At 64.7% G+C, this 23,721-nt stretch carries 17 protein-coding genes, 5 tRNA genes and 1 pseudogene; 1 reads left to right on the top strand and 22 read right to left on the bottom strand.

Features of this window, described 5'->3' with window-relative positions:
• Positions 1–199 precede the first annotated feature (199 nt).
• The gene (locus AC0IYU_RS20445) at positions 200–1,417 is read right to left on the bottom strand and encodes an acetate/propionate family kinase (protein WP_472120501.1); all 1,218 of its coding nucleotides are present in this window, start codon (positions 1,415–1,417) and stop codon (positions 200–202) included.
• A gap of 215 nt (positions 1,418–1,632) precedes the next feature.
• Here AC0IYU_RS20445 and AC0IYU_RS20440 point away from each other — a divergent pair.
• Positions 1,633–2,053 (top strand): annotated as a pseudogene (locus tag AC0IYU_RS20440) (DUF6691 family protein).
• 82 nt (positions 2,054–2,135) lie between these two features.
• Here the strand turns inward: AC0IYU_RS20440 and AC0IYU_RS20435 are convergent.
• The 21 genes from AC0IYU_RS20435 to trpC all read right to left on the bottom strand — a co-directional run bounded on the left by AC0IYU_RS20435 (position 2,136) and on the right by trpC (position 23,696).
• A tRNA-Phe gene (locus AC0IYU_RS20435) sits at positions 2,136–2,211 on the bottom strand.
• A gap of 18 nt (positions 2,212–2,229) precedes the next feature.
• Entirely contained in the window at positions 2,230–2,931 is a 702-nt protein-coding gene (locus AC0IYU_RS20430; protein WP_435437832.1) for a response regulator, read from the bottom strand.
• An 89-nt stretch (positions 2,932–3,020) separates the two neighbouring features.
• On the bottom strand, positions 3,021–5,351 hold the full coding sequence (locus tag AC0IYU_RS20425) for a sensor histidine kinase (RefSeq protein ID WP_472120499.1): 2,331 nt from the start codon (positions 5,349–5,351) through the stop codon (positions 3,021–3,023).
• Positions 5,348–5,914 carry a DUF4390 domain-containing protein gene (locus AC0IYU_RS20420; protein WP_472120727.1) on the bottom strand — a complete coding sequence of 189 codons (567 nt, stop codon included), beginning with the start codon at positions 5,912–5,914 and terminating at the stop codon, positions 5,348–5,350. Before AC0IYU_RS20420 ends, AC0IYU_RS20425 begins: the two co-directional genes overlap by 4 nt.
• 52 nt (positions 5,915–5,966) lie before the next feature.
• Positions 5,967–7,298 (bottom strand): 16S rRNA (cytosine(967)-C(5))-methyltransferase RsmB, encoded by a 1,332-nt coding sequence (gene rsmB / locus AC0IYU_RS20415; protein ID WP_472120725.1) that lies wholly within the window; start codon positions 7,296–7,298, stop codon positions 5,967–5,969.
• A 122-nt stretch (positions 7,299–7,420) separates the two neighbouring features.
• Positions 7,421–8,029 carry a LemA family protein gene (locus tag AC0IYU_RS20410; RefSeq protein WP_472120497.1) on the bottom strand — a complete coding sequence of 203 codons (609 nt, stop codon included), beginning with the start codon at positions 8,027–8,029 and terminating at the stop codon, positions 7,421–7,423.
• 99 nt (positions 8,030–8,128) lie between these two features.
• On the bottom strand, positions 8,129–12,364 hold the full coding sequence (rpoC, locus tag AC0IYU_RS20405) for a DNA-directed RNA polymerase subunit beta' (RefSeq protein ID WP_472120495.1): 4,236 nt from the start codon (positions 12,362–12,364) through the stop codon (positions 8,129–8,131).
• A gap of 19 nt (positions 12,365–12,383) precedes the next feature.
• Entirely contained in the window at positions 12,384–16,508 is a 4,125-nt protein-coding gene (gene rpoB / locus AC0IYU_RS20400; RefSeq protein WP_472120493.1) for a DNA-directed RNA polymerase subunit beta, read from the bottom strand.
• Positions 16,509–16,803: 295 nt separating this feature from the next.
• A complete protein-coding gene (rplL, locus tag AC0IYU_RS20395) occupies positions 16,804–17,181 on the bottom strand; it encodes a 50S ribosomal protein L7/L12 (RefSeq protein WP_435437826.1) in 378 nt (125 codons plus the stop codon).
• Positions 17,182–17,223: 42 nt separating this feature from the next.
• Positions 17,224–17,760 (bottom strand): 50S ribosomal protein L10, encoded by a 537-nt coding sequence (gene rplJ / locus AC0IYU_RS20390; protein WP_093243510.1) that lies wholly within the window; start codon positions 17,758–17,760, stop codon positions 17,224–17,226.
• A gap of 247 nt (positions 17,761–18,007) precedes the next feature.
• On the bottom strand, positions 18,008–18,706 hold the full coding sequence (gene rplA, locus AC0IYU_RS20385) for a 50S ribosomal protein L1 (protein ID WP_435437825.1): 699 nt from the start codon (positions 18,704–18,706) through the stop codon (positions 18,008–18,010).
• Positions 18,707–19,138, bottom strand: coding sequence for a 50S ribosomal protein L11 (gene rplK, locus AC0IYU_RS20380; RefSeq protein WP_056584627.1), 432 nt, complete (start codon positions 19,136–19,138; stop codon positions 18,707–18,709).
• A 139-nt stretch (positions 19,139–19,277) separates the two neighbouring features.
• Positions 19,278–19,880 (bottom strand): transcription termination/antitermination protein NusG, encoded by a 603-nt coding sequence (gene nusG, locus AC0IYU_RS20375; protein WP_472120491.1) that lies wholly within the window; start codon positions 19,878–19,880, stop codon positions 19,278–19,280.
• Positions 19,881–19,883: 3 nt separating this feature from the next.
• The gene (gene secE, locus AC0IYU_RS20370; RefSeq protein ID WP_093057178.1) at positions 19,884–20,267 is read right to left on the bottom strand and encodes a preprotein translocase subunit SecE; all 384 of its coding nucleotides are present in this window, start codon (positions 20,265–20,267) and stop codon (positions 19,884–19,886) included.
• A gap of 104 nt (positions 20,268–20,371) precedes the next feature.
• Positions 20,372–20,447: transfer RNA gene (locus AC0IYU_RS20365), tRNA-Trp, on the bottom strand.
• Between the two features lie 21 nt (positions 20,448–20,468).
• Positions 20,469–21,662 carry an elongation factor Tu gene (tuf, locus tag AC0IYU_RS20360; protein ID WP_472120489.1) on the bottom strand — a complete coding sequence of 398 codons (1,194 nt, stop codon included), beginning with the start codon at positions 21,660–21,662 and terminating at the stop codon, positions 20,469–20,471.
• 72 nt (positions 21,663–21,734) lie between these two features.
• Positions 21,735–21,809 (bottom strand) — tRNA-Thr (locus AC0IYU_RS20355).
• 51 nt (positions 21,810–21,860) lie between these two features.
• A tRNA-Gly gene (locus AC0IYU_RS20350) sits at positions 21,861–21,934 on the bottom strand.
• 65 nt (positions 21,935–21,999) lie between these two features.
• Positions 22,000–22,085 (bottom strand) — tRNA-Tyr (locus AC0IYU_RS20345).
• Between the two features lie 106 nt (positions 22,086–22,191).
• Positions 22,192–22,899: a uracil-DNA glycosylase gene (locus AC0IYU_RS20340; RefSeq protein ID WP_472120487.1), complete on the bottom strand. Its 708-nt coding sequence runs from the start codon at positions 22,897–22,899 to the stop codon at positions 22,192–22,194.
• On the bottom strand, positions 22,896–23,696 hold the full coding sequence (trpC, locus tag AC0IYU_RS20335) for an indole-3-glycerol phosphate synthase TrpC (protein ID WP_472120485.1): 801 nt from the start codon (positions 23,694–23,696) through the stop codon (positions 22,896–22,898). Before trpC ends, AC0IYU_RS20340 begins: the two co-directional genes overlap by 4 nt.
• Between the last annotated feature and the right edge of the window lie 25 nt (positions 23,697–23,721).

Raw genomic sequence — 23,721 nt, 5'->3', positions numbered from 1 at the left:
GGCCTCGCACGAATGGCCTGTCGAAACGGGGGGCTTGGCTGCACGCAAATCCTGCCGCCCTGGTGCCTGCGCCGCCAGGGCGACCGACGGCGGACAACACAGATGGCCAATACCAAACCTCCAGCCGGCTCTTGCCGTAGAGGATTCATGGTGCCCTGCGAACTGCTCGAACGACTCTGCTCTGCCCAGTTACCGAGAACTACACAGAAGTCGTGCCCTTCGGCGGCGCATCTTCTGCCACCCGAGCGGCAGTCAATCGCGCAACCATCCATTCCTCGTTCGTGCGGATGACGCGCACCGTGACCCCGCTCCGGGCGACGGAGATCACATCGGCGCCCGCTGCGTTTCGCGCCGGGTCGAGGCGAACGCCGAGGAAGTCGAGCCCTTCGCAGATGCGCGCCCGCACCGGCGCGCAGTTTTCACCAATACCTCCGGCGAAGACCAGCGTGTCGAGCCCGCCAAGGGCGGCCGCATAGGCACCGACCCACTTCTTCGCCTGGTAGCAGAACAAGGCGATCGCATCGGCCGCTCTTGCATCGACCGCTTCGCGCGCGAGCAAGTCGCGAATGTCGGAACTGGTTTCCGAGATGCCGAGCAGTCCCGACGCATGGTTGGCCATGGCATCGAACTGCACGGGCGTCATGTGCTCGGTTCTCTCAAGATAGAGCGCCAGGCCGGGGTCCACGTCGCCGGAGCGCGTGCCCATGGGCATGCCGCTGGCGGGCGTGAAGCCCATGCTCGTGTCGATGCCCTCTCCGCCCTTCACGGCAGCCAGGCTGGCACCGCCGCCCAGGTGCGCGAGGATCACCCGCCCCTTCGCGGCAGCGGGACCGGCGGCGCGCGCAAGCGCCAGCATCAGGTATGCATACGACAGGCCGTGAAATCCGTAGCGGCGTACGCCCTTCTCACCCAGGCGCCGCGGAATGGCCAGCATCCTGGCCACCAGCGGCATGCGGCTGTGAAAAGCCGTGTCGAAGCACGCCACGTGCGGCAGCAACGGCACATGCTTGCGCACGGCCTCGATCAACTCGATCTCGTCTGGCAGGTGATCCGGGTCGACCCACTGGATCCGGCGCAGATCGTCCAGCAGGTCGCGCGTGACGAGTTCGGGGTCGGTGTGGCCCATGCCATGGACCAAGCGGTAGCCCACTGCAGTGAGCGTCTCGAAGACCTTGCGCGTGTCCAGCCAGTCGAGCACGGCCTTGGTGGCCGAGGTGTAGTCCCTGACCGCCTTGAGGGGAACTTCGTGTGCCACGCCGTCCACCCCGGCGAAGCGCAGACTGGAGCCACCAATGCCGATACGGTCCAGCTTGCCGTGGAGCTGGCACTCCGGCCTCCCGCCCATGCTGTACACGCCGAACCGGATGCTGGAGGACCCGCCATTCAAGGCGAGGATGACCGGACGCGCAGACTTCATGAGTCGCCGCAGTTTCCGGCGCGCGGCGAACGTAGGTCTGTGCGGTAACGAACATACCGAGCGGCGGACTCCCCGCGCCGGGGCCTCGGCGTCGGCCTGTTCCAGTTGGCCAGGCGGCATGCAAGCAGAACCGACTTGTTCGGGGAGCGGGCCAGATGGAACGGCACGCGCCGCCGGTACAGCCAAGTCCCCGGCCGAGCCCGAGCCCCTCCTTTTTGCGGCAGGCTGCGGATGAACTTAAAGCGCATTCAGCGGGATGCGAAGGTAGGAACCCGGCCAAGGTGCTCGGCATCCTGGATCTTGCCGGGACCGGGCCCCTCCCTGGCTTCGTCATGGTGGGGGCCATCGCTGTGGGCGCGCTGGCCTTCGGGCTGGCCAACCGCCGCGCCGTGTCCTTCCTGGGCGCCGAGATGCGGCTGCCTTGAGCGCGCCACATCGACCGCCGCATGGTCCTGGGCAGCATGCTCTTCGGCATCGGTTGGGGCGTCGCCGGCTTCTGCCCGGGCCCGGCCCTCGTGTCTCTCGGAATGGGCGAAGGTCAAGGCGCTCGTCTTCGTGGCTGCGATGCTGGCGGGCTTGGGCGCTTTCGAGCTTTTAGAAAGCCTCAAGCGCGCGCTCTTGGACCATTGGGCCTGAAATGCAAAAAGCCCTAAGTAGTTGATCTACTTAGGGCTTTTTGTCTTTAGCAGACGTCTGTGGACGACTGCAAAGTAATGAGTGGTGGCCTGGGGCGGAATCGAACCACCGACACGCGGATTTTCAATCCGCTGCTCTACCAACTGAGCTACCGGGCCATTGTGTGCAGCCTCGAATTATACAGCGCTTCTGCGCCCTCTTGAAAGATCCACACCAAGTTGTTTGAGTTTTCTGTACAGATGGGTGCGCTCGAGGCCGGTTTTCTCGGCCACGCGGGTCATGGACCCGTTCTCCATCGCGAGGTGGAATTCGAAGTACGCCTTCTCGAAACCGTCGCGCGCATCGCGCAGCGGGCGGTCGAGGTCGAAGCTCTGGGTCGATTGCGGACCGGCGTCGGCCACAGGCACGGAGGCCAGCGACGCCATCATCAGGCTGTCGCCTGTGGTGGTGATGGCTGCGGCCTGCATGCCGTTGGCCGGAGGGGGTACCACGCCGGCGGCGGCGCGACGTGCGCTTTCACGCGCCAGGCCCTGCTCCACCGCCTTGAGCAGCTTCTGCATGGTGATGGGCTTTTCGAGGAACGCGAAGGCGCCGATGCGCGTGGCGTCGACCGCGGTGTCAATGGTGGCGTGGCCGCTCATCATGATCACCGGCATGCTCAGCAGACCCGAGGTGGACCACTCCTTGAGCAGCGTCACCCCGTCGGTGTCGGGCATCCAGATGTCCAAAAGCACGAGGTCGGGCCGCGCGCGCTGGCGCGCAGCGCGGGCTTCGGCGGCGTTTTCCGCGAGCTCCACGTTGTGGCCTTCGTCATTGAGAATTTCGAAGAGCAGGTCCCGGATGCCCAGCTCGTCATCGACCACGAGAATGTTTGCCATGAGTGCTGCTTGTTGTATGCGCTGGTGTCTGCAAAGGTGTGTAGAAGTCCGCTGGCCCATCCGTCGCCCGTGCGACGGATTCGTGCAGCTCAGGCGGCGGAAGACTTCGAATCTTCGGTGTGAGCGACCGCTGCCCGCGACTCGCTTGCCAGCGCGAATGATAGCGAGACTTGCGCCCCTGCCACAGCCCCACCGACCATGCGGTTGGAAAGCTCGATGCGCGCGCCGTGTTCGTCCGCGATCTTCTTGACGACCGCAAGGCCCAAACCGGTACCTTTTGTTTTCGTGGTGACGTACGGTTCGAACGCGCGCTTCAGAATGTTTTCGGCAAAACCCGGCCCGCTGTCCTGCACCGTCAGGCGCACGCGCTGGCCCGAATCGCCGAGCCGCGTGCGAATGACAACCTCGCCCACCTTGCCCGTGCCGGTGGCACCGGCCTCGGCGGCGTCCTGCGCGTTCTGCAGCAGGTTGTGGATGACCTGGCGAATCTGCTGGTCGTCGCCGCGGATCGGCGGGCAGCGCTCGTCGAGCTCAAAGCGCAGCACGATCGGCAGGCTCTCGGTGTTGTAGAGCTGAAGCACGTCGGCCAGCAGGGCGTTGAGGTCGACCGGCTTCAGGTCGGCTGCGGGCAGCCGCGCGTAATCGCGGAATTCGTTCACCAGCCGCTTCATCGCATCGACCTGGTCGACGATGGTCTTCACCGACTTCACCAGGATGGCCTGCTCGGGCGGCGGCACCTTGCCCGACAGCTTCATCTCGAGCCGCTCGGCCGACAACTGGATGGGCGTGAGCGGGTTCTTGATCTCGTGCGCAAGGCGGCGCGCCACCTCGCCCCAGGCCTGCGCGCGCTGGGCCGAGACGATCTCGGAGATATCGTCGAACACCAGCAGCCGCGCCGCGCCGGGCAGCTCCGCCCCGCGCGCGACGATGTTGATGGCGCCGTCCTTGTGCGGCAGGTCATTCCCGGAGGCGTTCAGCTCGAACGCGTGCTGCCAGTGGTCCAGGCCGTGCTGCATGCGCTCGACGAGGAAGTCGTCGAACTGCTGCTGCACCTTGGCGCCGAACTCGGCCAGGCCCGGCACGTCGACGAGCGCCAGGCCCTCGTAGGCCGCCATCGGCGCGCGCAGCACGCGGGTGGCGCCCGGGTTGGTGGACAGCACCGTGCCCTTGGCGTCCAGAACGATCACGCCCGAGGTCAGGTTGTCCAGGATGGTCTGCAGGTTGGCACGGGCGGCGTCGAGCTGGCCCATGGTCTTCTCGACCGCGCCCCGGGCATCGGCCAGCTGCTGCGTCATGACGGCGAAAGAACGCGTGAGGCCGCCCAGCTCGTCCTTGCCCTGCAGCACGGCGGTGGGCCGCAAGTCGCCGGCCGCCACTTGGCGCACGCCGTCGGCCAGCACCAGCAACGGCCGCGCGAGCTGGTTGCCGAACAGCACGGCCAGCAGCACCGCGCCGAACACGGCCAGGAACAGGCTCAGCGTGAGCGTGCCGATGTACATGCGGCGCAGGCCTTCGCGCGCGAGCGCCCGCTCCTGGTACTCGCGGTTGGCCTCCTGCACGGCGAGCGCGTTGGCCACCACCGCCGGCGGCAGCGGGCGCGTGACCTGCAGATAGCGCGGCGCGGTGTCGAAGTCGAAGCCCGGCCTTTGCACCATGGCCAGCGCGCGCACGCTCGCGATCGGCGGCGCCGCGCCGGGCGCGGCGGTTTCGTCCAGCCCTTCGATGTGGGCCACGGCACGCTCCGGGCGAACCTGGCGAAACTGCTGCACCGTCGGACGCTCGGGGCTGAGCTGGAACCGCGAGGTGCCGGCGCTGGCCACCAGTTGACCGGTGCCGGTCCAGAGGATCACGTCGGTGGCCTCGAGCTGGTCGCGGATGCGCTCGAGCGACAGGCCCGCGCTGGCGTCGGGCACCTGTGCGAGCTGCGCGCTGGCACTGCGCGTCTTGGCCGCGAGGTCGTCGGACAGCGAATCGAGCGTGGCCCGCCCGAGGTTCAGGCCGGCGTCGAGCGCGCCTTCCACCTTCACGTCGAACCAGCTCTCGATGGAGCGCGCCACGAATTGGTAGGACACCACGTAGACCAGCGCACCGGGCACCACGCCCACCAGCGCGAAGATGGCCGCGAGCTTGATGAGCAGCCGGCTGCCGAACTTGCCTTGCCGCAACCGCCGCAGCAGGCGGACGGCGACCCAGCCGATCACCAGCACCAGCAGCACCGCCACCACCACGTTGATGCCGAACAGGCGCACGTAATAGCGCTCGTACAGCGCGCGGTTGTTGGTGGCCTGGGCCAGCAGGAACATCAGCACCAGGCCGATGGCCGTGACCAGGGCCGCGCCCACGCCGAGGGCCCAGCGCGTGGCCCGCGCGCGGCGCGCGGCCGGCGGTGCCGAAGCGCTGCTGCGCCCGGAAGTGCTCACTTCTGCTTCTCCACCGCGAGCCGGGCCGTGCGTTCGGCGGCGATGTTCCAGTCGGACTGGCCGACCACGCCGATCTGGAACGGTCGCGGCAGCTGCGAGGTATCGAGCCGGAAGCTGAAGGTGACCTGGTGCAGGGGGTCGTCACCGATTTCGGCGGTGTCGCCCAGGCGCAGACGGCCCACCCGCTTGATGGCGTCCAGCGCATCGGCCAGGGTGTCGAAGTTCTGGTTCAGCGAGATGCCCAGGCCGGCCGCGCTGCTGATCGGCGCCGCCGACACGTTCAGGCGCCAGCGCCGCGTGAGCGGCTGGTACGCCAGCCGCATGTGGCGCGTGACCTGGGCGACCTTGCGGTCGGTCCAGTACCAGCGCTCCTGGAAGATCTCGGCTTCGGCCACGAAGTAGATGGCAATGCCCTTGTCGAGCACCTCCTCGACCAGCGAGGGCAGGTCGAACTGCACGGCGGCACTGAAATAGACGCCGTCGTCGGCCTGCTCGAGGCGCATCTGCGTGATCGATGTCCCCACGCGTCCCTGCGCCGCCACCGGGGCCGGCAGCCAGGCCATCCATATCACCCACACCCAGAGCAGCACGGCCAGCAGGGCCGGACGGCACCGTTCAGTGCGAGCGTTTTTCGAGCAGTGCGTAGAAGAAACCGTCGTGGTCACCCAGCAGATTGTCCGGGACGCCGCGACCATTCGACCCGTTTTGGGGCAGCAAATGGCCGGGTGACGGCAGCAATCGTGCGTCGGTGTTGTGTACAAGAAACGCATCAATTTGTTGCGAACCTTCTTCGCGAAACACGGAGCAGGTGCAGTAAAGGAGACGGCCGCCGGGCCGCACCAGCGGCCAGAGCGCCGCCAGGAGTGCGGCCTGCTGCGCGGCCAGCTGGGCGGTGTCGCTCTCGCGGCGCAGCCAGCGCACGTCGGGATGGCGCCGCACGATGCCCGAGGCGGTGCATGGCGCATCGAGCAGGATGGCGTCGAACGGCGTGCCGTCCCACCACTGGGCGGGACGCGCCGCGTCAGCCACCAGCACCTTGGCCTTCATGCCGATGCGCAGCAGGGTCTCGTCGATGCGGCGGCTGCGCACGGCGTCGACTTCCAGCGCCGTGACCTCGACCGCGTCGGGGCCGGCCAGCTCGAGCAGGTGCGCAGTCTTGCCGCCGGGGGCGGCGCAGGCGTCGAGCACCCGCAACGGCGCGGCGCCGGGCCTGGCCGCCAGCAGGCCGTCGAGCAGCAGCGGAGCGGCCATTTGCGCGGCGGCGTCCTGCACCGAGCTGGCACCGCCGGCAAAGCCGGGCAGTTGCTGCACGGGCCGGGCGCGCGCCAGTTGCAGGCCGAAGGGGCCCACGCGCGTGGCCGCGAGACCGACGGCTTCCAGCTCCACCAGGTAAGAGGCCGGGGTCGCGCGTTGCGCATTGACCCGCAGCGTCATGGGCGCCTGCGCGTTGTCGGCGCTCAGCACACGCTGCCATTCGCGCGGATGGTCGCGCTTCAGGCGCTCGATCCACCAGCGCGGGTGGTTCCACTGCGCGACCGGCTCGCTGTCGGTCACGGCGACGAGTTCGTCGCGCTCGCGCAGAAAGCGACGCAGGCAGGCGTTGATGAAGCTGGCCTGCGCCCGCGTGGCGGGATTGCGCTTGGCGGCCTCGACCGCCTGGTCGACCAGCGTGAAAGGCTCGTAGGGCGCGCGCTCGCTGTCCCAGGCCAGCGCCAGCGCGGTGCACAGCAAGGCATCGGGCAGCGGCGGCGGCGTGCGCTTGGCCAGGTGGCGGCGCAGCGCCTCGGCGCGGCCGAGCCAGCGCAGCACCTGGAAGCCAAGCGCCTGCACGCCGGGGCGCAGCGCGGGTTCGACTGCCTCGAACGCGACCGACCCCGAGGTGCCGGCGCGGATCGACGCCAGCGCCACCGCGGTCAGTTGCAGTTGGCGCCAGAGCGGGGGTTGCAGCGACGGTGCGCTGCTGCTGCTCGAAGGATCGGAATGTAGTTCTGACAAGTTGGGGCGATGGTAACGGGCGCCTTGGAGCCGGACGCCGCGCAATGGAAAGAAAGAGGAGCCGCGCCGCCTGTTCAGAGCAACGGTGCGGCCGCACGCAGACGCACGGCCCATGCCACCAGAAGCGCCGGAAACTGGGCAATCGCCGCGTTGTAGTGCGCAACCGCCAGGTTGAACTGGCTGCGCGCGATTTCGGCGGCCGCCGACGGCTCCGGCCACGCGATCGGCTCGAACACACCGGGCGTCGCGGCGGCCGAGCCCGGCAGCAACGGCGCCGGCCGCGACAGCGTGCCGTCGGCGTCGAACACGGTCACATCGTCCGGGTGCTGGCGGCGCCACGCGCCGATCCACACCTGCAGCGCCGTGGCCAACGCCGCCATGCCGCCGGCATCGAGGGGATGCAGCCGCGTCGCGCCCAGCAACGTCGACAGTTGCGTGGTCGCCGCCTGCAGGGGCGCAATGGACGAGAGCGACTCGTTCAGCGGCGCTGCATCGTCCGGCGGCGCGGCGGCGATGCTGGCCTGCACGAAGTCCAGCTGCTTGCCCAGGGCCGCGTCGAGCGCGCCGTAGGCCTGCAGCACGGCCGAGCGCAGACGCACCAGCCGGTTGTAGGAACCGACAAACCAGAACAGCAGCACCGCGATCACGATCCAGCTGGCCAGCGATTCGGGCAGCACGCTCATCGACAACAACGCCTCTCGGACAAAACAAAGAAAAACGCCCCCCAACCGGGGGCGGTCGGGGGGCGTGGGGTACCGGTCATGGCCGGTGATGCTAACCAGTTATTCGGTCGCTGCGCCTTCGCTGGCGCTGACCGTGGCGGCTGCATCGCTGCTCTCGTTGGAGGCAGCCATGTCGGCGGCCTCCGACTCGGCAATGGCGCGGCGCTCGGCTTCGTCCATGGCGTCCTTGACCTTGCGTGCCTGGTGGTACGCCATGCCGGTGCCTGCAGGAATCAGGCGGCCGACGATCACGTTTTCCTTCAGACCGCGCAGTTCGTCGCGCTTGCCCATGATGGCCGCTTCGGTCAGCACGCGCGTCGTTTCCTGGAACGAAGCCGCCGAGATGAACGAGTCGGTCGACAGCGAGGCCTTCGTGATACCCAGCAGCAGGTTGGTGAACGTCGCGGGGATCTTGCCTTCGGCGCGCAGGGCGTCGTTGGTGTTGAGCATTTCGCTGCGTTCGACCTGTTCGCCGGAGATGTAGTTCGTCTCGCCGATGTTGTCGACCACGACGCGGCGCAGCATCTGGCGAACGATCACCTCGATGTGCTTGTCGTTGATCTTCACACCCTGCAAGCGGTACACGTCCTGCACTTCGTCCACGATGTAGCGCGCGAGTTCTTCCGAACCCAGCAGGCGCAGGATGTCCTGCGGATCCGCCGGGCCGTCGACCACGCTTTCGCCCTTGTTCACCACCTGGCCTTCGTGCACCAGGATGTTCTTTTCCTTCGGCACGAGGTCTTCGTACACGCCGCCTTCGGGATCGGTGATCTGCAGGCGAATCTTGCCCTTGGTCTCCTTGCCGAACGACACGGTACCGGTCATTTCGGCCAGCATGCCCTTGTCCTTCGGCGAACGGGCTTCGAACAGCTCGGCCACACGCGGCAGACCGCCGGTGATGTCGCGCGTCTTCTGGCCTTCGACCGGAATGCGCGCCAGCACTTCGCCGGGGCCCACGTCCTGGCCGTCGCGGATCTGCACCAGCGAGCCGATCGGGAAGCCGATCGTCACCGAGTGGTCGGTGCCCGGGATCTTCACTTCGGCGCCGGAGGCGTCGATGAGCTTCACCTGAGGACGCACGACCTTGGCGGCGCCGCGGCGCTTCGGGTCGATCACGACCAGGGTCGACAGACCGGTCACTTCGTCCACCTGCTTGGCGACCGTGAGGCCTTCCTCGACGTTCTCGAACTGCGCCTTGCCGGCGAACTCGGTAATGATCGGGCGGGTCAGCGGATCCCAGTTGGCGAGCACGTGGCCGGCCTTGATCTGCTGGTCGGCCTTGACGGTCAGGATCGCGCCGTACGGCACCTTGTGGCGTTCGCGCTCACGGCCGTGCTCGTCATGAATGACGATCTCGCCCGAACGCGAGATCACGACCAGGTCGCTCTTGCTGTTGGTCACGTAGCGCATCGTGGCGTTGAAGCCGATCGAGCCGTTCGACTTGGCTTCCACGCTCGAAGCGATGGCAGCGCGCGAAGCGGCACCGCCGATGTGGAAGGTACGCATCGTCAGCTGCGTGCCGGGTTCGCCGATGGACTGGGCAGCGATCACACCGACGGCTTCGCCGATGTTGATCAGGCCGCCGCGGCCCAGGTCGCGCCCGTAGCAGGTCGCACAGATGCCGAAGCGGGTTTCGCAGGTCAGCGCGGTGCGGACCTTGACTTCGTCGACGCCCTGGGCTTCCAGGACTTCGATGTTGTCTTCGTCGAACATCTCGCCGGCCTTCAGCAGCACCGAACGGTTTTCCGGGTGCAGCACGTCGTCCGCGGCCGAACGGCCCAGGATACGGTCGCGCAGCGATTCGATCACTTCACCGCCTTCGACGATGGCGCGCATCAGGTAGCCGCCGTGCGTGCCGCAGTCCTGCTCGGTCACGACCAAGTCCTGCGTCACGTCGACCAGACGGCGGGTCAGGTAACCCGAGTTCGCCGTCTTCAGCGCCGTGTCGGCCAGACCCTTTCGGGCACCGTGGGTGGAGATGAAGTACTCCAGCACGTTCAGGCCTTCGCGGAAGTTCGCGGTAATGGGCGTCTCGATGATCGAGCCGTCCGGCTTGGCCATCAGGCCCCGCATGCCGGCCACCTGGCGAATCTGGGCCGCGGAACCGCGGGCGCCGGAGTCGGCCATCATGTAGATGGAGTTGAACGACTCCTGCTCGACGTCCTTGCCGTGGCGATCGACGACGCGCTCCTTGGAGAGCTTGGCCATCATGACCTTCGACACTTCGTCGCCGGCCTTGCCCCAGATGTCCACCACCTTGTTGTAGCGTTCGCCGGAGGTCACCAGACCGGACACGTACTGCTGCTCGATCTCCTTCACTTCCTTGGCCGAGCGCTCGATGATGCCGTGCTTTTCAGCGGGCACCAGCATGTCGTCGATGGCGATCGAGATGCCGGCCTTGGTTGCCAGGCGGAAGCCGTTCTGCAGCAGCTTGTCGGCGAACACCACGGTCTCTTTCAGGCCGCACTTGCGGAACGAGACGTTGATGAGCTTGGAGATTTCCTTCTTCTTCAGCGCCTTGTTGATGTTCGAGAACGGCAGGCCCTTGGGCAGGATCTCGGACAGCAGGGCACGGCCCACGGTCGTGTCCACGAGCGAGGTCGACGGCGTGAAGACGCCGGTTTCCTTGTCCTTGGTGTACTCCGTGATCCGCACTGCCACCTTGGCGGTGAGCTCGACTTCGTTGGCGTCCAGCGCGCGCTGCACTTCACCGATGTCGGAGAAGATCAGGCCCTCGCCCTTGCCGTTGATGCGGTCGCGGGTCGTGTAGTACAGACCCAGCACCACGTCCTGCGAAGGAACGATCGACGGTTCGCCCGAAGCCGGGAACAGCACGTTGTTGGAGGCCAGCATCAGCGTGCGGGCTTCCATTTGCGCTTCCACCGACAGCGGCACGTGAACGGCCATCTGGTCGCCGTCGAAGTCGGCGTTGAATGCCGCGCAGACGAGCGGGTGCAGCTGGATGGCCTTGCCTTCGATCAGGATGGGTTCGAAGGCCTGGATGCCCAGGCGGTGCAGCGTGGGAGCCCGGTTCAGCATGACCGGGTGCTCCTTGATGACCTCTTCCAGGATGTCCCAGACCACAGGCGTGCCCGACTCGACTTCCTTCTTGGCAGCCTTGATCGTGGTCGCGATGCCCATGGCTTCGAGGCGCGAGAAGATGAAAGGCTTGAACAGCTCGAGCGCCATCAGCTTCGGCAGGCCGCACTGGTGCAGCTTGAGCGTCGGGCCCACCACGATGACCGAACGGCCCGAGTAGTCGACGCGCTTGCCCAGCAGATTCTGGCGGAAGCGGCCGCTCTTGCCCTTGATCATGTCGGCCAGCGACTTGAGCGCGCGCTTGTTGGCGCCCGTCATGGCCTTGCCGCGACGGCCGTTGTCCAGCAGCGAGTCGACCGCTTCTTGCAGCATCCGCTTTTCGTTGCGCGCGATGATCTCCGGAGCCTTCAGCTCCAGCAGGCGGCGCAGACGCGAATTGCGGTTGATGACGCGGCGGTACAGGTCGTTCAGGTCGGAGGTCGCGAAGCGGCCACCGTCCAGCGGCACCAGCGGACGCAGGTCCGGCGGCAGCACGGGCAGCACTTCGAGCACCATCCACTGGGGCTTGATGCCCGACTTGCGGAAGGCTTCCAGCACCTTCAGGCGCTTGGAGTTCTTCTTGACCTTGACTTCGGAGCCGGTCAGGTCGCCGCGCAGGCGTTCGATCTCGCTGTCGAGTTCGATGCCTTCGAGCAGGTCGCGGATGCCTTCGGCGCCCATCTTGGCAACGAACTCGTCGCCGAATTCCTTGCGCTTCGCGTCGTAGTCGTCCTCGGACATGATGCCGAACTTCTTCAGCGGGGTCATGCCGGGGTCGGTGATCACGTAGGCTTCGAAGTACAGCACGCGTTCGATGTCGCGCAGCGTCATGTCGAGCACGAGGCCCAGACGCGACGGCAGCGACTTCAGGAACCAGATGTGGGCACAGGGCGCGGCCAGGTCGATGTGACCCATGCGCTCGCGACGCACCTTGGTCTGCGTGACTTCAACGCCGCACTTCTCGCAGATCACGCCGCGGTGCTTCAGGCGCTTGTACTTGCCGCACAGGCACTCGTAGTCCTTGATGGGGCCGAAGATCTTGGCGCAGAACAGGCCGTCGCGCTCGGGCTTGAAGGTGCGGTAGTTGATCGTCTCGGGCTTCTTCACTTCGCCGAAAGACCACGAACGGATCTTCTCGGGCGACGCCATGCCGATCTTGATGGCATCGAAATGCTCGTCGGGCGTGAATTGCTTGAACAGGTCGAGTAATGACTTCATGTGACTCTTTCCTTGTTGCTTATGAACGTTCGAGTTCGATGTCCAGGCCCAGGGAACGGATTTCCTTGACCAGCACATTGAACGATTCCGGCATGCCGGCTTCGATGGAGTGTTCGCCCTTGACGATGCTCTCGTACACCTTGGTACGGCCCACCACGTCGTCGGATTTCACCGTCAGCATTTCCTGCAGGACGTAGGCGGCGCCGTAGGCTTCCAGCGCCCACACTTCCATTTCCCCGAAACGCTGGCCGCCGAACTGCGCCTTGCCGCCCAGGGGCTGCTGCGTGACCAGCGAGTACGGACCGGTCGAGCGTGCGTGCATCTTGTCGTCCACCAAGTGGTGCAGCTTCAAGAAGTGCATGTAGCCGACGGTGACCGGACGGTCGAACTGGTCGCCGCTGCGCCCGTCGTACAGGTACGCCTGCGTGCGCGTATCGGTCAGGCCCTTGAGCTTGGCGATGTCGTCCGGGTACGCCAGCTTCAGCATGCCGCGGATTTCATCTTCCGAGGCGCCGTCGAACACGGGCGTCGCGAAGGTCGCGCCGTTCTGCAGGTTGGCTGCCATCTCGAGCAGCTCGGTGTCGCTCAGCGAACCGATGTTCTCCTGGCGGCCAGAGCCGTTGTACAGCTGCTCCATGAACTTGCGCAGCTCGGCCACCTTGGCCTCCTGCTGCAGCATGTCGCCGATGCGCTGGCCGATGCCCTTGCCGGCCCAGCCCAAGTGAACTTCGAGCACCTGGCCCACGTTCATCCGCGAAGGCACGCCCAGCGGGTTCAGGCAGATGTCGCACGGCGTGCCGTCGGCCATGTGGGGCATGTCCTCGACCGGAACGATCTTGGACACCACACCCTTGTTGCCGTGACGCCCGGCCATCTTGTCGCCGGGTTGCAGGCGGCGCTTGACGGCCAGGTAGACCTTGACCATCTTCAGCACGCCCGCGGGCAGCTCGTCGCCCTGCGTGAGCTTCTTGCGCTTTTCCTCGAACGCGAGGTCGAAGCTGTGGCGCGTCTGCTCCAGCGAATTCTTGATCGACTCGAGTTGCGTGGCCACTTCGTCTTCCGCCGGGCGGATGTCGAACCAGTGGAACTTCTCGACCGACGACAGGTAGGCCTTGTCGAGCTTGGTGCCCTTGGCCAGCTTGTTCGGGCCGCCGTTGGCGACCTTGCCGGTCAGCAGCTTCTCGATACGGTCGAACGCGTCGGCTTCGACGATGCGCAGCTGGTCGTTCAAGTCGAGGCGGAAGCGCTTGAGCTCGTCGTCGATGATCTGCTGGGCGCGCTTGTCGCGCGTGATGCCTTCACGGGTGAACACCTGCACGTCGATCACGGTGCCTTGCGAGCCCTGGTCCACGCGCAGCGAGGTGTCCTTCACGTCGGAAGCCTTCTCGCCGAAGATGGCGCGAAGCAGCTTCTCTTCCGGCGTCAGCGTGGTCTCGCCCTTCGGCGTGACCTTGCCCACCAGCGTGTCGCCCGGCTGCACTTCGGCGCCGACATAAATGATGCCGGATTCGTCGAGGCGGTTGAGCTGCTGCTCGGCCAGGTTCGGGATGTCGCGCGTGATTTCTTCGGCGCCCAGCTTCGTGTCGCGCGCCATCACCACCAGTTCCTCGATGTGGATCGAGGTGTAGCGGTCTTCGGCCACGACGCGTTCGGAGATCAGGATCGAGTCTTCGAAGTTGTAGCCGTTCCACGGCATGAACGCGATCAGCATGTTCTGGCCGAGGGCCAGTTCGCCGAGGTCGGTCGACGCACCGTCGGCCACCACGTCGCCCTTGGCGATCTTGTCGCCGCGCTTCACGATGGGACGCTGATGGATGTTGGTGTTCTGGTTCGAACGCTGATACTTGATCAGGTTGTAGATGTCCACACCGACTTCACCGGCAGCCGCTTCGGCGTCGTTCACGCGCACCACGACACGGGTCGCATCGACGTAGTCGACGATACCGCCGCGGGTGGCCGTGACCACGGTGCCCGAGTCGACCGCGGAGACGCGCTCGATACCGGTACCGACCATCGGCTTCTCGGGGCGCAGCACAGGCACGGCCTGACGCTGCATGTTGGCGCCCATCAACGCGCGGTTCGCGTCGTCGTGCTCCAGGAACGGCACGAGCGATGCGGCCACCGACACGATCTGCGCGGGCGACACGTCCATGTACTGGATGCGTTCGGCACCGACCAGGATCGATTCGCCGGCTTCACGCGCGGAGACCAGGTCACCGGTCAGCACGCCGTCCTTGTCCAGGGCCGCGTTGGCCTGGGCGATGACGTACTTGCCTTCCTCGATGGCCGACAGGTAGTCGATTTCCATCGTGACCTTGCTGTCGACCACGCGCCGGTACGGCGTCTCGATGAAGCCGTACTCGTTCAGGCGGGCGTACAGGGCCAGCGAATTGATCAGGCCGATGTTCGGGCCTTCGGGCGTTTCGATCGGGCACACGCGGCCGTAATGGGTCACGTGCACGTCGCGCACTTCGAAGCCTGCACGTTCACGCGTCAGACCACCCGGGCCAAGGGCCGACACGCGGCGCTTGTGGGTGATTTCGGACAGCGGGTTCGTCTGGTCCATGAACTGCGACAGCTGCGAGGCGCCGAAGAATTCCTTCAGCGCGGCCGAGATCGGCTTGCTGTTGATCAGGTCGTGCGGCATCAGCGGCTCTTGCTCCGCTTGACCCAGACGTTCCTTCACGGCCTTTTCAATACGTGCCAGGCCGGTGCGGTACTGGTTTTCGGCCAGTTCGCCCACGCAGCGCACGCGGCGGTTGCCCAGGTGGTCGATGTCGTCGACTTCGCCGTTGCCGTTGCGCAGGTCCACGAGGATCTTGACCACGGCCAGGATGTCTTCGTTGGTCAGCACCATCGGGCCGGTCGATTCGTCGCGGCCGACCTTGGCGTTGAACTTCATGCGGCCCACGCGCGACAGGTCGTACGTGTCCGGGTTGTAGAACAGGCGCTGGAACAGTGCCTGCACAGCGTCCTCGGTCGGCGGCTCGCCGGGGCGCATCATGCGGTAGATGGCCACGCGCGCGGCGAACTCATCGACGGTTTCGTCGATGCGCAGCGTTTGCGAGATGTACGCGCCCTGGTCCAGTTCGTTCGTGTAGATGACCTGGATGTCCTGCACGCCCGAGGTGCGCAGCTTCTTCAGCAGCGCTTCGGTGAGTTCGTCGTTGGCCTTCGACAGGATTTCACCCGAGTCGGCATCGACGATGTTGCGGGCAATGACGCGACCGATCAGGAAGTCTTCCGGCACGCTGATGTGCGTGGTGCCGCCCTGCTCGAGTTCGCGCGTGTGGCGCGCGGTGACGCGCTTGTCCTTGGCGACCACGACCTTGCCCGACTTGTCGGTGATGTCGAAGCGCGCGACTTCGCCGCGCAGGCGTTCGGCGACGAACTCCATCTGCGCGCCGCTGTCCATCAGGCGGAAGTTGTCGTTCACGAAGAAGTTCGCGAGGATCGATTCCGGGTTCAGGCCGATGGCCTTCAGCAGGATCGTGACCGGCATCTTGCGGCGACGGTCCACGCGGAAGTACAGCATGTCCTTCGGGTCGAACTCGAAGTCGAGCCACGAACCGCGGTAGGGAATCACGCGGGCCGAGAACAGCAGCTTGCCCGAGCTGTGCGTCTTGCCCTTGTCGTGTTCGAAGAACACGCCCGGCGAACGGTGCAGCTGCGAAACGATCACGCGTTCCGTGCCGTTGATGATGAACGAACCCTTTTCGGTCATGAGCGGCACTTCGCCCATGTAGACCTCTTGTTCCTTCACTTCCTTGACCACCTTCGACTGCGAGGTCGAGGACTCGCGGTCATAGATGATGAGCTGCACCTTGGCGCGCACGGCCGAGGCGAAGGTCAGACCGCGGGTCTGGCACTCGCGCACGTCGAACGCAGGCTTCGCCAGGTTGTACTCGAGGAACTTCATCTCGACGAAACCGTTGTGCGAGACGATCGGGAAGGCGGCGTCGAACGCGGCCTGCAGGCCTTCGACGGTGCGCTGTTTGGGGGCGATGCCGGCTTGCAGGAACGCGGTGTACGCGTCTTTCTGCATCTGCAGCAGGTAGGGAATTTCGACGACGCTGTCGCGATTACCGAAACTTTTTCGGATGCGCTTGCGTTCGGTGTAACTGTACGCGGACGATTGGGCCATGAGAGCTCCGGAGCTTGAGATCTTCAGCGACTTGTCAACAGTGCCTAGGCACTGATGCTTGGCGGCTGGCCACTACCAGCCGTTGGCGGACAGCGATGCGTTGCACATCGCCCGAACCAAGGGGTCTTCTGCAGTCGGGGTCAGAAGACACTCAAAAAGCGTCTCGTTTTTGGCTTTTCCGTCGACCTGAAGGTCTCCGGGAAAACCGGCAACGAGCCGGCTTTTGGGTGCGCTCTGAAAGCGGCAAAGGCTGGAGGGCCTTTTCAGGCACCTCCAGCCCTCTAGGGGGTCTGAATTACTTCAGTTCCACCTTGGCGCCGGCTTCTTCCAGCTTCTTCTTTGCAGCTTCAGCGTCAGCCTTGGACAGGGCTTCCTTGACAGCCTTGGGAGCGGCTTCCACCAGGTCCTTGGCTTCCTTGAGGCCCAGGCCCGTGATTTCGCGCACGGCCTTGATGACCGAAACCTTGTTCGCGCCGACTTCGGTCAGCACGACGTTGAATTCGGTCTGTTCTTCCACTGCGGCAGCAGCGGCACCGCCACCAGCGCCGGCCGGAGCGGCCATTGCAGCGGCGCTCACGCCGAACTTCTCTTCGATGGCTTTCACCAGGTCGTTGAGTTCCAGGACCGTCATGCTGTCGAGCGCGGTCAGAAATGCGTCTTTATCGAATGCCATTTTTGTTTCCTAACAATTGGGTTGAATATTTCAGACGCAGGCTTATGCAGCCTGCGCTTCTGCCGGTGCATCGGCAGCGGGTGCAGCTTCGCCACCACCGCGCTTCTCGGCCAGCGCCGCGAGCACGCGGGCGGTACGAGAGATCGGGGATTGCATCAAGCCCAGCAATTGCGCCAGCAGCACTTCCTTGGAAGGGATGTTGGCCAGTTGCTTCACGCCGTTGACGTCCAGGGCCTTGCCGCCAAACGCGCCACCGCGAATCACCAACTTGTCGTTGGTCTTCGCGAAGTCGGCCACCACCTTGGCGGCGGCCACTGCGTCTTCGGAAAAGCCGTAGATCAGCGGACCGGTCATCTGGTCACCGACGACTTCGAATGCGCTACCAGCAACAGCACGGCGTGCCAGCGTGTTCTTCAACACGCTGAGGGTCACACCCTTGCTGCGAGCTTCGCTGCGCAGTTTGGTCATATCGGCAACCGTGATGCCACGGTATTCCGCCATCACGAGCGTTTGAGCTTTAGCGGCGAGGCTGGTCACATCACTGATGACCGCTTCTTTCTCACTGCGATTCAGACTCAAGGTCTACTCCTTTTAATGCGATCTTCGGCAGGAGCCTCGGATCGCGCTTCATGCAGCGACCAACTGTTTCGGAACAAAAATCAAATTCCTTGCAGCGGGGTCGCCATCTGCGCTGGATACCGGAAGGATCGATCCGGCGATTAAGTGCAGCGCCCTGCACACCAGCGGTCTTGGATGGCTCACGGCAACCGAGGCTGCCGCGACCCACCACATCCGCCCTGCTCCTTCCGGAGCCGGGCAAATCTCTTCAGCTCGCCGAGATGGTTTGCGTGTCCACGCGGACACCCAGACCCATGGTCGACGACACAGCCACCTTGCGCAGGTACACGCCCTTGCTGGTCGCCGGCTTGGCCTTGACCAGAGCGTCGATCAGCGCGGCGAGGTTGCCTTGCAGCTTGTCGGTGTCGAACGAACGACGGCCGATCGTGCCGTGGATGATGCCGGCCTTGTCGACGCGGAACTGGACCTGGCCAGCCTTGGCGTTCTTCACGGCCGTGGCGACGTCCGGGGTCACGGTGCCAACCTTGGGGTTGGGCATCAGGCCGCGCGGGCCGAGGATCTGGCCCAGCGTACCGACGACGCGCATGGCATCCGGTGCGGCGATCACGACGTCGAAAGGCATGTCGCCAGCCTTGACCATGGCAGCCAGGTCGTCCATGCCGACGATGTCGGCGCCGGCGGCCTTGGCTTCTTCAGCCTTGGCGCCCTGGGCGAACACAGCCACGCGCTTGGTCTTGCCCGTGCCGTTGGGCAGCACGACGGCGCCACGCACGACCTGGTCGGACTTCTTCGCATCGATGCCGAGTTGCACAGCCACGTCGATCGATTCATCGAACTTGGCGGTGGCGGCTTCTTTCACGAGACCGATGGCGTCAACGAGGGCGTACAGCTTGTTGCTGTCGACCTTGCCTTCGAACGACTTTTGCTTCTTGGTGCTCTTGGACATTTACACGCCCTCCACATTCACGCCCATCGAACGGGCAGAGCCGGCGATGGTGCGAACTGCTGCGTCGAGGTCGGCGGCAGTCAGGTCCTTCATCTTGGCCTTGGCAATTTCCTCGAGCTGAGCGCGCGTGATCTTGCCGACCTTGTCGGTGTGCGGACGGGCCGAGCCCTTGTCCAGCTTGATGGCCTTCTTGATCAAGGTGATCGCCGGGGGCGTCTTGATGATGAAGGTGAAGCTCTTGTCAGCGAACGCGGTGATGACCACCGGCAGCGGCAGACCCGGCTCGACGCCTTGGGTTTGCGCGTTGAACGCCTTGCAGAACTCCATGATGTTCAAACCACGCTGGCCCAGTGCGGGACCGATGGGTGGTGACGGGTTGGCCTTACCAGCTGGGACTTGCAGCTTGATGAAGCCGACGATTTTTTTCGCCATGCTTTGCTCCTTGCGGGTGATATCGCCTGGCCTTGCGGCCGCGGCTCCCCGGGGTTGAACGACTCTTCGAGATCAAGGCCGCGCGCCGAGTCGGACAACGCGCAACCGAAAAACGGGCGGGGCTTTCAGCCCCGGAGGCTCAGGTCTTCTCGACCTGGCTGAACTCGAGCTCCACAGGTGTCGCACGGCCGAAAATCATGACCGACACGCTGACCTTGCTCTTCTCGTAGTTGACGTCTTCGACGGTGCCGTTGAAGTCGGTGAACGGACCTTCCTTGACACGCACGAACTCGCCGACGGTGAACTCGACCTTGTGACGCGGCTTCTCGGTGCCTTGCTGCATCTGGCTGACGATGTCCTCGACCTCTTTCTGCGAGATCGGTGCCGGACGGTTCTTGGCGCCGCCCACGAAGCCCGTCACCTTGTTGGTGTGCTTCACAAGATGCCAGCTCTCGTCGGCCATGATCATTTCGACCAGCACGTAGCCAGGAAAGAAACGACGCTCGGTGGTGCGCTTCTGGCCGTTCTTGATTTCGACTACTTCTTCGGTCGGAACCAGGATGCGACCGAACTTGTCCTGCATGCCGGCGCGGTTGATGCGCTCGATGATGTTGCGCTCGACGGCCTTTTCCATGCCCGAATAGGCATGCACCACATACCAACGCAGATCAGGGTTGGCGGCGGGGGCCAGAAGAGGATGAACGTCCTCTTGCGGCGTGGTTTCAACTGCGTCGTCGGTCATTGCTTATTTTCTCCAGCCCAGAATGAGGTCGAAAAACACCCATTCGAGCGTCTTGTCGGTGAGCCAGAGGAAGACGGACATGATTGCCACGAAGGCAAACACGTAGGCCGTCATTTGCATCGCTTCCTTGCGGGTCGGCCACACAACCTTCTTGACCTCGCGCCACGAATCGCGACCGAAGGCCCACAACTGACGGCCGTTCTCCGAACTGCCGAAGGCAGCCACTGCGGCAGCCAGGCCGACCAGCAGCGCAGCCCATTGCACCAGCGAGCCCTGGCGCGACAGCAGATAGAACGCCACGATGGCGCCCACTGCCAACACGACCGCCACGGCCAGTTTGGCCTTGTCGGCACCGGTGCTCACGGTTTCGATTTGAGAAGTGGCCATGTTCGGCTGTTTTCCTGTGGCCTTTCAGCCTTCAATTCAATGCGTCTCTTGAGACGCCGAAGCCCGTCGGGACGCGACGGGCTTTTTTCGGGGTGCCACCTAGGTGGCAGGGGCAGTAGGAATCGAACCTACAACCTTCGGTTTTGGAGACCGACGCTCTGCCAATTGAGCTATACCCCTCCGGTACTCTTTACGCTCGGCTTAGATGTCGAGGATCTTGGCCACAACGCCCGAACCCACGGTACGGCCGCCTTCACGGATGGCGAAGCGCAGGCCTTCTTCCATCGCGATCGGGTTGATCAGCTTCACGGTGATGCTGACGTTGTCGCCAGGCATGACCATTTCCTTGTCCTTGGGCAGCTCGATCGCACCGGTCACGTCCGTCGTACGGAAGTAGAACTGCGGGCGATAGTTGTTGAAGAACGGCGTGTGGCGGCCGCCTTCGTCCTTCGACAGCACATACACCTCGGCGGTGAAGTGCGTGTGCGGCTTGATCGAACCCGGCTTGCACAGCACTTGGCCGCGCTCGACGTCTTCGCGCTTGGTGCCGCGCAGCAGCACGCCCACGTTGTCGCCAGCTTGACCCTGGTCCAGCAGCTTGCGGAACATTTCCACGCCGGTGCAGGTGGTCTTGACCGTCGGGCGGATGCCCACGATTTCGATTTCTTCACCAACCTTGATCACGCCACGCTCCACGGCGCCGGTCACCACGGTGCCGCGACCCGAGATCGAGAACACGTCTTCGACGGGCATCAGGAAGGCACCGTCCACGGCGCGCTCTGGCGTCGGGATGTAGGTGTCCAGCGCGTCGGCCAGCTTCATGATGGCTTCTTCGCCCAGCTTGCCCTTGTCGCCTTCGAGGGCGAGCTTGGCCGAGCCGTGAATGATGGGGGTGTCGTCGCCAGGGAACTCGTACTTGTCGAGCAGCTCGCGCACTTCCATTTCAACGAGTTCGAGCAGCTCGGCGTCGTCGACCATGTCGCACTTGTTCAGGAAAACGATGATGTAGCCCACACCCACCTGGCGCGCCAGCAGGATGTGCTCACGCGTCTGGGGCATCGGGCCGTCGGCGGCCGAGCACACCAGGATCGCGCCGTCCATCTGAGCGGCGCCCGTGATCATGTTCTTCACATAGTCGGCGTGACCGGGGCAGTCGACGTGTGCGTAGTGGCGGTTGGCCGTTTCGTACTCGACGTGCGCGGTGTTGATCGTGATGCCGCGGGCCTTTTCTTCAGGCGCTGCGTCGATCTGGTCGTAGGCCTTGGCTTCGCCGCCGAACTTGGCCGACAGCACCGTAGCGATCGCAGCCGTCAGCGTGGTCTTGCCGTGGTCGACGTGACCGATCGTGCCCACGTTGACGTGAGGCTTGGTGCGGGTGAATTTACCTTTTGCCATTTTTCGACTCCGAAAAAAACGTTTTCAACGTATGCAGATGGGTTGCAAAGCTGCCGCTGCAACCCCCAAAACTGGTGCCCTTTGCGGGAATCGGACCCGCGACCTCTCCCTTACCAAGGGAGTGCTCTACCACTGAGCCAAAAGGGCTTTTGTAACAAAGTTACGAATTCACATCGCCTCAACAACAAACCGGGCCTCTGGAGCGGGAGACGGGAATCGAACCCGCGTCATCAGCTTGGAAGGCTGGGGTTCTACCATTGAACTACTCCCGCATCGGGGGCACTTCAAGGCACCCAAAGCGCTAGATCCAATCGCTCTTAGAAACCAAATTCATCGCTGGTGGAGAGGGCTGGATTCGAACCAGCGTACTCGTTAGAGGGCAGATTTACAGTCTGCTGCCATTAACCACTCGGCCACCTCTCCGGCGAACCTCGAAATATAGCACGGTTTTGTGACTACCCAGAAATCCCAGCATCACAACAATGCGGAAGATCTGCCCGAGGACGAATCCTTCGATTATCAGCGAAGTTCAGGCCTCCGGCCGCTGAGCCTCTCGCCAAGCACGCGCTTCTCCGAAATGGCCGCAGCCGATGAACGGAACCGGCGGGCGCAACGCGGAAAGCGGCGACGGATGATTCGACATCAGCACCTTATGGCGCTCAACGTCAATCAACGCACGCTTACTTTGTGCATGAGCACCCCATAGCATAAAAACAACAGGTTTGGCGCCATCCGAAACGTGACGGATGACGGCGTCCGTCAGCACCTCCCAGCCCTTGCCGGCATGGCTTGCCGGCTGCGCCTCTTCGACCGTCAGGCAGGTGTTGAGCAGCAGCACGCCGTGGGTCGCCCACTTCACCAGGCTGCCGCCCGGATCGGGAAACGGCGGCGGGGGCGTGCCCAGGTCGCGCTGGAGTTCCTTGAAGATGTTGCGCAGCGACGGCGGCAGGGCCACACCGCTCGCCACCGAGAACGCCAGCCCTTCAGCCTGGCCGCGCCCGTGATACGGGTCCTGCCCCAGGATCACCACCCGGACATCGTCGGGCGGCGTCAGCTCCAGCGCGCGCAGTGGCTGCGGCGGAAAAATCACGGCGCCTGCATCGAGGCGCTCTCGCAAAAAGCCCTGCAGCTTCTGCCCCACGACACCCCTGAAAAAGTCATCGACCAGTGGCTGCCAGCCCGGCGCCACTGGCCAGTCCGCCGGGTCGCTGCTCGACAGCTGATCGGGCCGGCTCATTGGAACAACGCAGCGAGGGCCTCGCCGGGTTCCTTGGCGCGCATGAACGCCTCGCCGACCAGGAAGGCATTGACGCCCGCCGCGCGCAGCGTAGCGACGTCTGCGCGCGTGGCGATGCCCGACTCGGTCACCGGCAGGCGGTCGGCCGGCAGCCTGGGCAGCAGATCGATGGTCGCCTGGATCGACACCTCGAAGTTGCGCAAATTGCGGTTGTTGACCCCGATCAGCGCCGTCTTGAGCTTGAGCGCCCGATCGAGTTCGGCCGCATCGTGCACCTCGACGAGCACCGCCATCCCCAGGCCGCGCGCAATGGCTTCGTAGTCCTTCATCTGCGCGTCGTCCAGGCAGGCGGCGATCAACAGGATTGCATCGGCGCCCATCGCACGCGATTCGTACACCTGGTACGCATCGATGATGAAGTCCTTGCGCAGCACCGGCAGGTCGCACGAGGCGCGCGCCTGCTTCAGATAGTCCACGCCGCCCTGGAAGAACTGCTTGTCGGTCAGCACCGAGAGGCAGGCGGCGCTGATGGCGCCGTCGCCTTCGGCGTAGCTTTGAGCGATGTCCGCCGGAATGAAGTCTTCGCGCAGCACGCCCTTGCTCGGACTCGCCTTCTTGACTTCGGCGATCACCGCGGCGTGGCCGGCGGCGATCTTGGCGCGCAGCGCGGCTTCGAAGTCGCGCGTCAGCACGCGGCTTTCGGCGTCGAAGCGAACCGCTTCCAGCGGCGCGCGCTTCAAGGCCGCGGCCACTTCCTGGCGCTTGACGGCAACGATCTTGTCGAGGATGTCGGACATAACTTCGGTGTTCTCTCGGGTGACT

Source organism: Variovorax sp. AC103 (assembly GCF_979254005.1).
The sequence above is the reverse complement of the archived record's forward strand: the minus strand, read 5'-3'. Positions and strand labels throughout refer to the sequence as shown.

What these genes read in the sequence shown, in the direction of transcription:
- AC0IYU_RS20430 (WP_435437832.1), bottom strand. Translation starts at nt 2,931, where the DNA reads ATGGCAAACATTCTCGTGGTCGATGACGAGCTGGGCATCCGGGACCTG.
- rplL (WP_435437826.1), bottom strand. Translation starts at nt 17,181, where the DNA reads ATGGCATTCGATAAAGACGCATTTCTGACCGCGCTCGACAGCATGACG.
- AC0IYU_RS20340 (WP_472120487.1), bottom strand. Translation starts at nt 22,899, where the DNA reads ATGAGCCGGCCCGATCAGCTGTCGAGCAGCGACCCGGCGGACTGGCCA.
- trpC (WP_472120485.1), bottom strand. Translation starts at nt 23,696, where the DNA reads ATGTCCGACATCCTCGACAAGATCGTTGCCGTCAAGCGCCAGGAAGTG.
- rpoC (WP_472120495.1), bottom strand. Translation starts at nt 12,364, where the DNA reads ATGAAGTCATTACTCGACCTGTTCAAGCAATTCACGCCCGACGAGCAT.
- rplA (WP_435437825.1), bottom strand. Translation starts at nt 18,706, where the DNA reads ATGTCCAAGAGCACCAAGAAGCAAAAGTCGTTCGAAGGCAAGGTCGAC.
- nusG (WP_472120491.1), bottom strand. Translation starts at nt 19,880, where the DNA reads ATGACCGACGACGCAGTTGAAACCACGCCGCAAGAGGACGTTCATCCT.
- rpoB (WP_472120493.1), bottom strand. Translation starts at nt 16,508, where the DNA reads ATGGCCCAATCGTCCGCGTACAGTTACACCGAACGCAAGCGCATCCGA.
- secE (WP_093057178.1), bottom strand. Translation starts at nt 20,267, where the DNA reads ATGGCCACTTCTCAAATCGAAACCGTGAGCACCGGTGCCGACAAGGCC.
- tuf (WP_472120489.1), bottom strand. Translation starts at nt 21,662, where the DNA reads ATGGCAAAAGGTAAATTCACCCGCACCAAGCCTCACGTCAACGTGGGC.
- rplK (WP_056584627.1), bottom strand. Translation starts at nt 19,138, where the DNA reads ATGGCGAAAAAAATCGTCGGCTTCATCAAGCTGCAAGTCCCAGCTGGT.
- AC0IYU_RS20420 (WP_472120727.1), bottom strand. Translation starts at nt 5,914, where the DNA reads ATGGCCTGGCTGCCGGCCCCGGTGGCGGCGCAGGGACGCGTGGGGACA.
- AC0IYU_RS20410 (WP_472120497.1), bottom strand. Translation starts at nt 8,029, where the DNA reads ATGAGCGTGCTGCCCGAATCGCTGGCCAGCTGGATCGTGATCGCGGTG.
- AC0IYU_RS20445 (WP_472120501.1), bottom strand. Translation starts at nt 1,417, where the DNA reads ATGAAGTCTGCGCGTCCGGTCATCCTCGCCTTGAATGGCGGGTCCTCC.